Origin of the sequence: Oxynema aestuarii AP17, assembly GCF_012295525.1 — a bacterium.
Taxonomy (GTDB): Bacteria; Cyanobacteriota; Cyanobacteriia; order Cyanobacteriales; family Laspinemataceae; genus Oxynema; species Oxynema aestuarii.
The window spans coordinates 441049-455355 of sequence record NZ_CP051167.1; the positions used below are offsets into that span (position 1 = coordinate 441049).

A 14307-nucleotide genomic window follows, 5' to 3' on the forward strand; every position below is an offset into this window, starting at 1 on the left:
CCCACGAATCGAGTTGGATCGGATCGCCTCGGCGAACGACCACTTTTGTGTGTATAAATGCTGGCGATCGGGTTTCAATATTTATTAGCATTTAAAATAAAAAGAGCGGCAACCAAAGACATACAGCCGATACAGACTTATTCTGCCTCGCCGATTAACGTGAATGCGGCCCACCCATAGGGATTGGGATCGTTCGCCATCGTTTTCAACATCGCCTGTCGTAAGGCTTGAGCCTTGTCTCCGGAAACGAGCCAATGCTGATAAAACTCTTCCATCAACACGGCGGTGGTATCGTCGGGGACGGACCACAGAGAGACCAAGACACTCGCCACTCCGGCAGAAATGAGCGATCGCGACAACCCGATCGCCCCATCCCCCGTAATTTTCCCCCGTCCCGTCTCACAAGCGGACAACACCACTAACTCCGCATTCAAATCTAACTCAAAAATTTCCGCCGCCGTCAGCAAGCCGTCGTCAGTGGGTGAAGGAGTCAGTGCGATCCAACTGTCGAGGGCTTGTTGCGGGTCGAAACTGCCGTGAGTCGCCAAGTGAATCAGCCTCGCCATTTGCATCTGCTCGACCACTGCGGTTTCTGTCGCCTTCTTGCCGATTAACGGCGTTGCTTGCAAAATTTGGCCGATTTCCTGGGCTTCGCGTTCGGCATAAGGTAACGGTTTGAGGGCGATCGCCCGTTCGCCGACCCCGTCCGCGACCAGAGGCATTTCCGGATTGCCGACAATCAAAACCTCGCGATTTGCCAGCACCTCACTTTGTTGTCGAGTGAACTCCAGCACTTGAATGGAAGGGGCGGTCAGCATGGCGTGTTTTTCGATTAAATAGCGCCCGTTTTCATCGATTAAAGCGGGAAACGGCAACAGAAACAGGGAATCTTGAGGGATAAAAATCACGTGCCGATTGGGATCGGTGGGGAGCAGATCGGCGATCGGATCGATCAGCAGTTGGTGCAGTTGTTTTAACTCGTCATAGGTCGCTTCCCATTCCGGCGGTGGTTCGATATGAGTCGCTTGGGCGCCGAGATTGAAACTTCTAGGCGGTCTGGGATCGATCGCCTGGGGCGGTTGGTTTCCTCGTCCGGCGGTCTCGAACTGGGAATAACAGCTAAAATCGCCGAAACAGCGCGACTTATAAATTAATTCGGCGATCGAAGTCTGTTGCTGTTGCCATAACGGGGTCAAATCGACGCGCCGAAAGGCGATCGCCCCCGTCGGTCGAATCACCCAGATATACAATTGTGATTCGCGCCATTGGGGAGACCCGCCGACGGTAAACTCATCTAAAACTATCGAATATTGGACGATCGCGGCATTCTGAAGCCGAGCGATCGCTCGAATGCGATCGAGATCGGGAGGGGCGCTGGCGGAGGCGAGATCGAAATCCTCACTCACTCGCCGGGCGAGTAATTCTACAAACGCTCTCGCCCGACCCCGTTCGGCGATTTCGAGGGCTTTCTCGATCCGATCGCGGGCGATGAGGACACTTTGCAGGCGTTCGTAAGTGCGCCTGTACTGGTCGAACAGGGTAATTTTCTGGCTGTCGCTGAGATCGGGCCGCAATTGCTCGCGGATTTGGATCGACTCCAATAAATATTGCTCGGCGCGATCGTATTGTTCTAACTTTTCATAAAGACTGCCGAGATTGTGCAGGCTGTTGGCTTGGGCGCGCCGATCGCCAATGTCGCGGGCGATCGCTAACGATTGCAAGTAAGAGCGGATGGCGCGATCGAAGTCTCCACGGCGTTCGTAGAGAATCCCCAGATTGCCCAGGGTATTGCTTTGCGCGACCCGATCGCCCCGTTCCTGACTCATCGCCAACGATCGCCGATAAGCGTCTTCAGCCCGATCGCCCTCGGCGAGATGGTTGTAAACCGTTCCCAGGTTATCGAGAATTTTCGCTTGAGTCGCGCGATCGCCGTCTTCCGTAGCAATCGTGAGAGAGTCCCGATACACCTGCAAAGCTCGGGGATATTCCCCGCGACTCTCGTAAACAATACCGAGATTGGTCAGAATTTGTCCTTGCTTGGGGCGATCGCCCTGTTGCTCGCTAATGGCGAGTGCTTGCTGCAAATAATATTCCGATTCCCGATATTCCCCCACGGCGTGGAACACCAACCCCAGACCCACCCGCGCATCCGCTTCGCGAGTCTGATTACCCAGTTCCCGCGCGACGACTAAAGCGCGTTGATAAAATTGCTGCGATCGCCCATATTCTCCCCGACTCAGATAAACATTCCCCAGTCCGACGGACGAACCACTTTCCCCTTCCCGATCTCCCAATTCCCGGGAAATCTCTAAAGATTGTCCGTAAACCTGCTCCGCTTGTCGATACTCCGCGAGCGCTTGGTAGACAGTCCCCAGGTCGTGGAGGGCTTCGCTTTCCCCCTCGCGATCGCCGATTTGGCGCGCCAGCATTAAAGATTGTCGGTAAACCTGCTCCGCTTGTCGATACTGCGCGAGACGTTCGTAAACCCGACCCAAGTTATGGAGCACCCCCCGTTCCGCGTCGGATTTGCCGAGTTCGCGAACGATCTCTAAGGATTGCTGGTGGTAGGCGACGGCGCGTTCGTCGTCCCCCAACGTTTCATAAAGGAGTCCGAGGTTGATGGCGGTCCAGCCTTGTTTCAATTTATCCCCAACCTCCTCGTAAATCTCTAAGGCGCCCTGCCACGATCGCCGAGCCGCATCGAGCTGATTTTGTCGCACTTGTTCGAGTCCGAGTTGGGACAGGCGATCGGCTTGTTGGATGCGCTCTCGGGGAGTCGATGACTCACTTTGTGCTAGTGCGGGGGCGAGGAAGCGGCGCGCCTGACTCGCAGGGGTGGAAGACGTCAGAGAAAACAGTAATAAAGAGAGAAAAAATAGAGAAATGCGAAAATAGGGAAAGTGCTGCATAAAATTTCGGGCGATCGCCCTCCAAAGGCTTAGAGATCGACTGTTGGAAAAACTGGGAATGTAACGAACGGGTGGGTTCTCCAGTAGATGCAGAGTTTCGCCATCGAGATCGATCGGGGATCGTTTCCGTTATAACTCCCTTGAGTGCGATCGCGGCTAGCTGCGTCGCTACTGTCCGGGGTGCAAGGTTAGCATAGAAGAACTCGCGATCGCGTAGGGGCGCTTCGCGAACCGCCCCTACTGCTCCCCCATTTTCTATGAACTTTCCTCTCCGATTACTCCTCAGTGCGATCGCCTGTCTCCTGTGGACTGCATCGCCCCCACGCGCTCAAATTATTCCCGATCGCAGTTTGCCGGAAAACTCCACCGTCACGGAAACTGACGGCGTTCGCGTCATTACAGGCGGCACGCGATCGGGCGATTTACTCTTCCACAGTTTTGAAGAATTTTCCCTCCCGACGGGAGGCGAAGCCTTTTTCAACCAAGGGCCGGATATTGCTACAATCTTGACCCGAGTCACCGGAACGGATCGATCGCAAATCGACGGTTTAATTCGCGCCAATGGCGGCGCAGACTTGTTTCTGCTCAACCCTAACGGGATTCGCTTCGGGCCGAATGCGCGCCTCGATCTCGGCGGTTCCTTTGTCGCCACCAGCGCCGATCGCCTCGTGTGGGACAACGGCAGTTTCTACAGCGCCAGCGAAGCAAACGCGCCCCCATTACTGACGGTCGGCGTACCGACGGGGATCCAATTCGGCAGGGAACCCGGCCCGATTGATGCCGCCGGATTCGGTCACGACCTGGCGGTTCAAACGCGCCCGGTGCCGACAGTTCGCGGCGATCGCCCCGCCAATTTAGGCGTCGAACCCGGTGCGACCCTCGCCCTGATCGGCGGTTCCGTGAACCTGTCCGGCGCCATTCTCGAAGCGGACAACGGCGCGATCGCCTTGGGGGCGGTCGGTCGTCACGATCGCCCCGTTCGCGTCGGTCTGGCCCGGACAGATTCCGGTTTCAGCTTCGATTACAGCGCGATCGACAACTTCGACGCAATTACCCTGCAATCGCGCGCTTTGGTCGGCGTCACGGGAGATCGTCCCGGGGCGATCGACGTGCGAGGGCGCTTGCTGACCTTAGAAGGCGGTTCCGCGATCTTTTCCCAAAACCAAGGCGGCGAAACGGCGCCACCGTTGCAAATCGCCAGTCGCGACGGCGTAATCCTACGCGGAACCAGTAGTGACGGTATTCGCAGCAGCCTCAAAAGCGAAACGATCGCCTCGGGAGAAGGGGCTGCGATCGTCATTACGGGAGCGCGAGTCCGTCTGGAACGACAAGGAGACGTGCGATCGAATAGTTTCGACAGTGGAAAAGGCGGCGACATCCGCATCGACGCCACTCAGTCGATTTTTGTCGGATCCGATACCCGGACCAGTACGGTGATGACCGCCCAAACCTTCGGATCGGGCAGTGGTGGCAATCTCGACTTAGCCGCCGGAACCTTAACCGTCGCCAATTCCGGACAAGTCTCCTCGATTACCTTCGGTACGGGTCGCGGCGGTAACGTACAGGTGCGAACCCGCGAAGCGGTCAATATTGACGAGGGGATTTTATCCGCCTCTACCTTTGCGACCGGACCGGGGGGCAATTTGGCGATCGCCACCGGACGACTCTCCGTTTTAAAAGGGGGACGGGTGAGTGCGACTAATGTAGCGTTTGGAAATGCAGGCAGTTTGACGGTGGAGGCGTCCGAATTTATCGAAGTACGCGGCGAGACTCCGGCGTTGTTTAATACCAGTCAAATCGATGCCTCGTCTAATGTTCTCGATCCGTTCTTGCGCGAACTGTTTCGCCTTCCCGATCGCGTTTCCGGGAATGCAGGGGATTTGCAAATAACGACCCCCATGTTGAGGGTGAGCGATCGCGGTTCGATCAGCGTCAAAAACGACGGCGACGGTAATGCGGGGACCCTGACCCTCAATGTGGAGCGGGTGATGCTGGAAAATCAAGGAAAAATTACCGGATCGACCCAATCCGGGGAAGGCGGCGACCTGCAAGTGTATATTGGCGATCTCCTGACCTTGCGCGATCGCAGTCAAATTACGACGGAAGCGGGAGGGACCGGGAACGGCGGTAATTTGACCCTCAACAGCGATTTACTTGTGGCTGAGGGCAATAGCGACATCGTCGCCAATGCCTTTGAAGGGGCCGGGGGCCAGATCGCGATCGAGGCGCGCGGGATTTTCGGGATCGAATTTCGTCCGAGACTGACCTCGGAAAGCGATATCACGGCGAGTTCTCAGTTTGGGATTTCGGGTACGGTGGCGATCGATTCTCCGGAAGTCGATGCGAGTCGCGGGACGTTGGAATTGCCGACTCCGTTGATGGCGGGGAGTTTGCAACTCAATTACGGTTGCGTGACCCATGGGGAGAATTCGTTTGCGGTTGTCGGACGCGGCGGCTTGCCGAACGCTCCCACGGAGGCAATCTTGCCGCAAGTTTTTTGGCAAGACTTGCAAGATTTCGGAACCGACGAGGGCGCGATCGCCCCATCCCCCCAGTCGCAAGTCTTATTGAAAGCCCCCCGAGAAGCCACGCACTGGGTCAAGCGCGGCGATCGCCTGGAGTTGGTGGCCCCTCGAACTGCACCGGGCTTTGTTAAGGTGCCAACTTGTTTTTAATCGATCGAACCCTTTGGCAAATATCGCGATCGCGCTTTTAGAAAATATTCCCGATTTCTAATTCCCGATTCCCGACTCCCTACTCCCCATTTCCGCCTTCTGCCACCACCATTTTCGGCAATCGCATCGTAAACGTAGAACCGACATTCGCTTCACTTTCGACGATAATTTCACCGCCCATCAGTTCGCAAAAACGCTGGCTGATCGCCAATCCCAAACCCGTTCCGCCATATTTGCGAGTCGTGGAGTTATCCGCTTGAGTAAAGGCTTCAAAAATATGTTCTTGTTGCTCTAAAGTCATGCCAATTCCCGTATCGCTGACACTAAAGAACAGCAAAGTCTCGCCTGGGTTTGCTTCGGCAGGGTTCGGTGGGCTGTCTTGACGCACGTTGACCACGATCGAGCCTTTTTCGGTGAAATTAGCCGCATTACTGAGTAAATTGAGTAAGATTTGTTTGACTTTGGTGCGATCGGCGTACATCGAGTCCAAATCGCGGGCGAGGTGAATGGAAAGGGTGTTATTTTTTTTCTGAACTAAAGGCTCGACAGTCGTTCTAACTTCGGCGATCAGGGTGGCAATATCGAAGTTTTCCAGATACAGGGTCATCTGTCCGGCTTCGAGTTTGGAAATATCGAGAACGTCGCTGATGATCGAGAGTAAATGTAATCCCGCTTGTCTGATTTTTTGTAAGTCCGGGAGTAAGTCCTCGTAGCCTAAATCTTCGACTTCTTCGCGCAAGAGGTCGCTGTAACCGAGAATGGCATTGAGGGGGGTTCGTAGTTCGTGGCTCATGTTGGCTAAAAAGACGCTTTTAGCGTGGTTGGCGGCTTCGGCGGCTTCTTTGGCTTGTTCTAGCTCGAATTGAGCGAGTTTGCCTTCGGTGACATCGCGCACGATCGCCAACACTTCGTTTTCGCCACTGACGACGAAGCGCGCCTCAAAATGGCGGCGTTTGTTGTTAATAAACCATTCGTACTCGAAAACTTGAATTTCGCGGGTTTGTAGGGTGCGCTCGACGTATTTTAGATAGAGTTTGGCGAGTTGGGCGGGTAAAACGTCGGAAACGGTTTTACGTAACAGTTCTCCGGCAGGTCGTAGGATCGTATCGCCGCGACCGCCTTTAAAATCGACGAAGGTACCGTCGTGGCTGAACTCGAACATTAAGTCGGGAATGGCGTTGAGGAGGGCGATATTTTTGGCTTCGCTTTGGTGCAACGCTTCGGCCCTTTGGGCCATACTTTCGATCAGGTCGCGCAATTCTTCCGCCATGCGGTTGAAGGAATTGGCGAGGACGCCGAGTTCGTCGCGACTGTTGACGGTAATGTGACGGGTGAGGTCGCCTTCGGCAAATTCTTCGGTGGCGGCGGTGATTTCTTGCAACGGTCCGATAATCGATCGCCCGAGGAGGACGGCGATCGCGGCGCCGACGCTAGCGGCGATCGCGGCGACGAGTAACCCTTGATTGCGAACGGTCACCATTTTGAGCTGAAGCGGTTCCGTAGACAAGCCAATGCTGACGGCGCCGATCGGCTGACCGTCGGCGAGAACGGCTTTTCCGGCGATCAGGCGATCGGCGTACCATTCGTAAACGACTTGGTCGCTGTCGATCAGTTTTTCGCCGAAGGGATCTACTTGGGGATCGGATAGGAGTAATTGGTTTTCGTAAATATCGGCGATCGCCCGTCCGTCTTGTCGATAAATCCGTCCCGACACTAACAGTCCGTCTTCTCCGAGGCGATCGGCGATCTTGGCGATCGCTTGACTGTCGAGGGGATTGAGAACGTCGGAAGTAGCCAGATCCAATGCTTCGACCCAAATCGCCGCTTGTTGTTGCAATTCTTGGCGAAAAGAGAGTTGTTGGCGGCGCAGGGATAGCCAGGTGACGCTACCGACAGCAACAATGACCACACTCGTCATCGCTAGGGTCAATTTGGTGGCAAGGGAGCCTTGTCTCCAGCTAAATATGCCCATGAATCGCTTCTTCTTTACCTGCTTTACAAGTGGTTCGATCGCCGGAAGTGGCGGACGCAACAAACGGGAAACCGCTATCGTGCTGTATGGGCGCACCAACAGTTCGGTCAATTCCATTCCATTCTAGGCGGTCGATCTCGGTGGGTCATCAAGGCTGCAGATCGAATCGATCGATCCGACGATCGCTTTAGCGTCGCTTTGTCCGTAGTGTACCTTAGCGTTACCCCTGTAGATCCTCGATCGCTCGAGTCTCAATCCTTTTTGAAATCGTACTTTTCTCAAAACGCCCACCCGATCTTAACCGACCCTGTGGAGGGGCGATCGCCATAAAAAAACGCCGTGGATCGGGCAAAGTTCCATCGGCGTTTTCCCTATCTTGCAGTTAAAATTTACTCGAATTCAGAAGTACGACCGCTCATGTCCGGTTCGCGATCGGGCAAAATTTCAATATTCCCCGGTTCTAACTGTTGCAATTGTCGGTTACGAAATTGAGCAGCCGCATCGTCAATATTTTGCTCCGTTCCCAAGCGAAATTCATCCATCGATCGCCCGCCGCCGAGTTTGGCCCGGTGAATCAACTCGAACATATCCACCCGGGTATCCGCCTCCCCACTGGTTCCTTCAAACGGATCCCGTCCGTCTTCGAGTTCTAAGGAGTTACTTTGCACGGGTTCGACATCCGCCTCCGGTTCGGCGATCGCCTGTTGTCCCATCCCTACAGAAATTGCGGCGATCGCCGCCAGGGTTGACAAAGCCAAAGGGGAAAATCTACGAACAAAGATCATCGGTTGGTTCCTCTTGCGATTTGCGATAAACGTCTGCGGTTGCCAAGAACAACGCTATATGCTAAGGACGATTCTACTCAAGCAAAGGTTCTTCTGAGAAGGGGCTGAATGCTGGCGAGCAATACCGTCGCGAACGCCGCCAACACGAGCAAGGCACCCCCAAAACTGACATCCCCCCAGGGCGCGTGCATGACCACACTGCCCAAATTCCAATCGGGATGCAAGTACAAATATCGAATCGGCTCGATCGCGTAACTCAACGGATTGAGCGTTGCCACAACCTGCAACCATTTTGGCATAAAAGATAAGGGAGCTAGCGCCGTACTTGCAAACAATAACGGCAAATTCGTCACGAAAATCACCGCGATCAATTCCACGTGACCCGGTAGCGCAAACGCCAGCCCCAAACTCAATCCGGTTACCCCGAGAACGAGTAAGAAAATAATCACGGCGATCGCCGCTAATCCCAGTCCTCCCGGCAATCCAGCCCCCATCAGCGCCCCGGCGGTCAAAATAATTCCCGTTTGCAGAAAACTGAGAACGACAATGTAAACCGCCGACGCTACCACGATCGAAAAGCGCGTCGATAAGGGGGCGACTAAAAATCGATTGAGAAAGCCGAATTCGCGATCGAACATCACGGGTAACCCGGCGTTGAGCGCCCCGGCAAATGCCGTAAATACGATCACCCCAGCCCCTAAAAATTGCAGGTAATTTAAACTTTCTCCAAATAACCCTTTCGGTGCATTTTGAAACAACGCCCCGAACAAAATTAACCACATCAACGGTTGAATAATTCCAGCAATTAATGTGGAAGGACGGCGCTGTAATTGGACAAATAACCGTTTCGTCAATGCCGTCGTTTCTTGCAAGAATTCGGCGATCGCATTTCCAGTTTCTGGCACGGGCTGAGTCGTCATTTTCTTTTCCCTTTCTGGAGAATCGATAGTTTGGCTCATCTTAATTTTAATAAATCGGTTGACGCGGGGAGTGACCATGGGGAAATGAGAACAGGGAACACAGGAGTCAGATATCAGATCTGAAATTCTAAATTCAACAATCTAAACTCTAAACTCCCCATTCCCTCAATCTAAAATCTAAACTTTTAACTCTCAACTCTCAACTCCCTTTTAACGCATATTCTGTTTGCGTTCCTGTTTCGGATCCCGGGTTCCGGCGGTGGCTAATTCCGCATCGAGTAAAGTTTGACCCGTGGCGGCTAAATAAACATCGTCGAGACTGGGGCGCGATTGAGCGATTCCAAACGTCGGCAATCCCGCATCGCGTAAGGCTTGTTGGATCGAGATCAGTGCGTCGCTTTGCGGTTCGACCACCAGATTTAACGAGTTCCCTTGGGCGTGGTTGATAATCACTTCGCGCACGAAAGGTAAGGGTTCGAGTAAAGATTTGACTTTTTCGGCTTCGTCGAGGGGGGAAAACTCGCGAACGCGCAAGGTGACCCGATCGCCCCCGACCCGATCTTTGAGTTGGGATGGGGTTCCCGTATCGATGACGACGCCGCGATCGATAATGGCGACGCGATCGGCTAAAGCGTCGATTTCTTCTAAATAATGACTGGTAATTAACACCGTCGTCCCGCGATCGCGCAATTGCCGCAAAAAGGCCCAGACTGCCATCCGGCTTTCAATATCTAATCCCACGGTGGGTTCGTCGAGCACTAACACGTCCGGTTCGTGCAGCAATCCCGCCGCCAAATCCAAGCGCTTGCGCAATCCGCCGGAATATTTCCCGGTTTGACGGTCGGCCCATTCTTCTAAACCGAGCAAACTCAACATCGTTTTGATGCGATCGCCGATCGCCGCCCGGGGAATATGGTAAAGCGCCGCTTGCAATTCGAGCAGTTCTCGACCCGTCAGCACTTTATCGAGGGCGACTTCCTGCGCTACGTAACCCAAACGCTGCCGCGCCGCCTTCGGATTGGCGACCACGTCGATTCCCGAGACTTGCAACTGTCCCGCATCCGGCGAGGTCAAAGTACACAAACACCGGATCGTGGTCGTTTTTCCGGCACCGTTGGGGCCGAGCAATCCGAAAATTTCCCCGGGTTCGATGGTAAAAGAGATATCTTTAACCGCTTCGATATCGCGGTAGCGTTTCTGCAAGTTTTCGACAATAACGGCAGGTGCCATAGGTTCTCTGTTAAGGTTCTTGATACAAAACTACATATTCGTTAAATATTATTTTAAGGCGATCGGGTTTTGCTGGCGGGCGATCGCGTCACGAGGGTTTGCGTTCGAGTGAATTCTGCTCGAGTGCAACCGAGGGAGTTTGACGATCCACCTCCGAGATCGGGCCGAGGGGAAGGGTGACGATAAAGCGGGTACCGACCCCGACTTCACTTTCGACGGCGATCGTGCCGTAATGGGACTCGACGCAGCGTTTGACCATGCTCAATCCCAATCCGGTACCGGGGATATTGCCGACATTGGTAGCGCGATAGAACGGGTCGAAGAGGCGATCGCACTCTTCCGGAGGGATCCCGATACCGCGATCGCTCAAATAAAAAATCGCCCGCTCGTCTTCACAGGCGACGTGAAACTCGACGAGCATTCCTTTTGGCGAATACTTGCAAGCATTGGCGAGTAAATTTGTAAAAATGTAGCGCAGTAATTTTTCATCCATACAGACTTCATCGCGATCTCCTTCAATTTCAAACGAAATCGGATTGCGTCCCCCGTCGCTCAAATGCTGCTGTTCGATCAAATCCTGACAAACTTCGTCTAAAGCGAGCGGTTTGGGATTAAACTCCAGTTTGGCTTCATCGGACCCGCCAATCACGAGCAAATCCTCAATTAACTGATTCATATATTGCGCCGTGCGCCGAATACGCAGTAAATAACTGCGTTTTTTCTCCTCCGTCGCCCGATGACCGAAGGTTTCTAATAACTGCGTCGAATATAAAATGGTCGTCAGGGGATTGCGAAACTCGTGGGTGACCATCGAGGTAAAGCGGGATTTGAGTTCGCCGAGTTCTTGCTCTTGAATCGCGATTTTGTGCAGTTCGGCTTCGAGACGGCGACGCTCGCTCCGTTCGCCTTCTAACTGCTCGCCGAGCTGTTGCATGGTTTCGTAAATCGTCTGGGGGTCGAACCCTTGCAGCAACTGGCTTTGAGTGAGGACGCCGAGCAGTTCGCCGCGATCGCCCGTGACGGTTACATGGCGGATGCGGTGCTGTTGCATCCGTTCGTGAGCGCACCATAAGGACTCCTCGGGACGGATCCCGATTAAAGGGGCGCTCATCACTCGGTCGGCCCGGGTAGAGCGTAAATCCCATTGGAGGTGTTGTAGGCGGAGGATATCCCGTTCGGTCACGATCCCGACGGGGAGCGGTCGCGCCGGGCGATCGAGCTGTTCGAGCCGATCGCAGATGACGACGCATTCCGTGGGGCGATCGGCCATGACCCGCGTCAGCTCCAGGATCGAGGCGTTCGGCGGCGCGGTGGAGGGGGTTTCGGCGATCGCTTGCGCCACGGATCGCACGTTAAATAGATAGCACGGTTGCAAAATTTGGCGAATCGTTTCGAGGGCGATCGCTCCGAGAACGGTGTCGTCATCTTCAACGACCGGGAGATACTGAATCGCGCGATCGCGCATCAGCGCCAACACGCCGAACAGATCCCCCAACTGCGATCGGCGGACCGTCTCCACCGGAGCGCCCATTACTTGCGCTAAAGTCGTCCGTTGAAAATCGAGTCCTTTGGCACTCCAGCGCACCACATCTCGCTCGGTAAACATCCCCACCCGCTTCGACTCGGCGATCGCGATCGCGCACCCCCCCAGTGCCGATCCCCGTTCCGACCCTTCCGGGAACTCCAGCATCAGTCCGATAACATCGAGCAGGAGCATGTCCGGGGTCGCGAGGGGCAAAGCGGCAATGGCATCATCTAAAGCTGGACTGTCAGCAGGCACAGTACGATCTAGGGGCATGGAACTTCAAGCACAGAGAGTATGGAGAACTCGGTTAAGCGCGCGTCAATTCGAGCGCACGAGGGTCATGGCAACCCGCATTTGTCTTTTTTAAGATAAATGGAAACTTGGCGATCGAACCGTTTATTTTTCACAAAATTCGTGCGGAAATAGCCGCAAATCTCCCCCAGATCTTACGATTACCAAGTCGGATCGACATACAAACTAATTGTGATTTCCGATTTTCCCGGGGGAACCCCGGAAATACACGCGCAAATCATTTCGCCGTCATCGACTTCGACTTCACAGGCATGACAAGACCCCATCAAACATCCGGTGGGGATCGAAATGCCCGCGCGATCGGCCACTTCTAATAACGGTTCTCCCACTTGAGCTTCAACGGTAATATCATCCGGGATAAATCGAATTTTGACACTCACGATGGATTTTAGATTTTAGATTTTAGGTTTTAGATTTTAGATTGAGGGAGTGAGGATTTTAGAGTTTAGGTGGCGGACCGATCCTCTCCTCCCAATTGTCTCTTGCTTTTCAACCTACAATAGCGGTTTTAAATTTACATGAGACTGTACCACGTCCGCCAATCGGTCTAACAAGCTTTCGCGTTGTTCTCGATAGTTGGGAATGCCCGTGGGTAAAGCTTTCAGCCCGCGCTGGTGGCGTAGGCGGTTCAACCAAGCGCGTCGCCACGGACCGTTATCGAAAATGCCGTGCAGGTAGGTTCCCCACACCGATTGTTCTTGGTCTACCATGCCCAAACTGGGATCGTCAAACAGGTTTTTGACGCCGTTGGAGGTGCCAAATTGGGAGCGACCTTGGTGGATTTCATAGCCGGAAACGGGCAAGCCTTCGTAAGGATATTGGGAGGTGACGAGCCGTTGGCGGGCGATTTTATGCGGGGTGATAATGGTTTTGACCGGGAGTAAATTTAAGCCTTCAAATCGTCCTTCTTGTCCTTCGACGCCTTCGGGATCGGCTAACATTTCGCCGAGCATTTGAAAGCCGCCACAAATACCGAAAATGGTACCGCCTGCAGTGACGTAGTTTTGCAGTTGTTCTGCCATTCCGGTTTTTTTGAGCAGGAGTAAATCGGGGATGGTGGCTTTGGACCCGGGGACGATGACTGCGTCGGGATAGTTTAAAGACTGTTTGGGGCTGACATATTCGACGGTGACGGTGGGTTCGGCTTCGAGGGGGTCGAAGTCGGTAAAGTTGGAAATACGCGGCAGGCGGATTACGGCAATGGTCAGATCGGTGCGTCCTTTGCGCGAGGGGCGATCGACTAAACTGAGGGAGTCTTCGGCGGGGAAGACTTCGTCGATCCAGGGAATGACGCCGAGGACGGGGATCCCGGTGCGTTCTTCGAGCCAGGTGATGCCGGAGTCCAACAACGATCGCCGCCCGCGAAATTTGTTGATGACGACGCCGCGAATCAGTTCCCGTTCGTCGGGATCGAGGAGTTCGAGGGTCCCGACGACATGGGCGAAGGCGCCGCCGCGATCGATATCGACGACGAGGATCGTGGGGGCGTTGAGGTGTTTCGCCACCCGCATGTTGGTGAGATCCCGGTGTTTGAGGTTGATTTCGGCGGGACTTCCGGCCCCTTCGCAAACGATTAAATCGAATTCTGCACTGAGTCGTTTGAGCGAATCCGCGATCGCCTGCCAGCCAATATCGATAAACTTTTCGTAGTAGTCTAGGGCGTTAATTCTCCCTTGGGCTTTGCCGTGGACGATGACTTGGGAGGTCATATCTCCCTGGGGTTTTAATAAAATCGGGTTCATGTCCACTTCTGGCGTCACTCCCGCCGCCCAAGCTTGCAAGGCTTGCGCGTAACCGATCTCGCCCCCTGTTGCCGTGACGTAGGCGTTCAAGGCCATATTTTGTCCCTTGAACGGGGCGACCCGCCATCCCCGACGGGAGAGAATGCGGCACAATGCCGTTGCAACGAGGGATTTTCCGGCGTGGGAGGTGGTTCCCACTACCATAATTGCTTTCATATCGGCAAGCCTGCGAGCGTA

General features: G+C 54.3%; 10 protein-coding genes. 2 read left to right on the forward strand and 8 right to left on the reverse strand.

The features are described 5' to 3' along the window. Positions 1–137: 137 nt before the first annotated feature. Positions 138–2909, reverse strand: a complete 2772-nt coding sequence (locus HCG48_RS25355) for a CHAT domain-containing protein (RefSeq protein WP_210437148.1) — start codon at positions 2907–2909, stop codon at positions 138–140. A 257-nt stretch (positions 2910–3166) separates the two neighbouring features. Here HCG48_RS25355 and HCG48_RS01920 point away from each other — a divergent pair, with 257 nt between their 5' ends. Next, positions 3167–5584: a filamentous hemagglutinin N-terminal domain-containing protein gene (locus HCG48_RS01920; RefSeq protein WP_168567651.1), complete on the forward strand. Its 2418-nt coding sequence runs from the start codon at positions 3167–3169 to the stop codon at positions 5582–5584. Between the two features lie 79 nt (positions 5585–5663). On the opposite strand, the gene HCG48_RS01925 is transcribed toward HCG48_RS01920, so the two are convergent. After that, entirely contained in the window at positions 5664–7556 is a 1893-nt protein-coding gene (locus HCG48_RS01925; protein WP_168567652.1) for an ATP-binding protein, read from the reverse strand. On the opposite strand from HCG48_RS01925, the gene HCG48_RS26375 reads away from it, so the two are divergent. Next, a complete protein-coding gene (locus HCG48_RS26375; protein WP_281362072.1) occupies positions 7555–7683 on the forward strand; it encodes a hypothetical protein in 129 nt (42 codons plus the stop codon). The genes HCG48_RS01925 and HCG48_RS26375 overlap by 2 nt on opposite strands. Positions 7684–7945: 262 nt before the next feature. On the opposite strand, the gene HCG48_RS01930 is transcribed toward HCG48_RS26375, so the two are convergent. The 6 genes from HCG48_RS01930 to cobQ all read right to left on the reverse strand — a co-directional run bounded on the left by HCG48_RS01930 (position 7946) and on the right by cobQ (position 14286). Next, entirely contained in the window at positions 7946–8314 is a 369-nt protein-coding gene (locus HCG48_RS01930; RefSeq protein ID WP_168567653.1) for a hypothetical protein, read from the reverse strand. 104 nt (positions 8315–8418) lie between these two features. After that, positions 8419–9261 carry an ABC transporter permease gene (locus HCG48_RS01935; RefSeq protein WP_246259843.1) on the reverse strand — a complete coding sequence of 281 codons (843 nt, stop codon included), beginning with the start codon at positions 9259–9261 and terminating at the stop codon, positions 8419–8421. A gap of 210 nt (positions 9262–9471) precedes the next feature. Then, a complete protein-coding gene (locus HCG48_RS01940) occupies positions 9472–10491 on the reverse strand; it encodes an ABC transporter ATP-binding protein (RefSeq protein WP_168567655.1) in 1020 nt (339 codons plus the stop codon). A gap of 88 nt (positions 10492–10579) precedes the next feature. Further along, entirely contained in the window at positions 10580–12271 is a 1692-nt protein-coding gene (locus tag HCG48_RS01945) for a sensor histidine kinase (protein ID WP_210437149.1), read from the reverse strand. A 197-nt stretch (positions 12272–12468) separates the two neighbouring features. Then, positions 12469–12708 carry a 2Fe-2S iron-sulfur cluster-binding protein gene (locus HCG48_RS01950; RefSeq protein ID WP_168567657.1) on the reverse strand — a complete coding sequence of 80 codons (240 nt, stop codon included), beginning with the start codon at positions 12706–12708 and terminating at the stop codon, positions 12469–12471. Positions 12709–12822: 114 nt separating this feature from the next. Then, complete coding sequence (gene cobQ / locus HCG48_RS01955; protein WP_168567658.1) at positions 12823–14286, reverse strand: cobyric acid synthase CobQ; 1464 nt, start codon at positions 14284–14286, stop codon at positions 12823–12825. Positions 14287–14307: the final 21 nt, after the last annotated feature.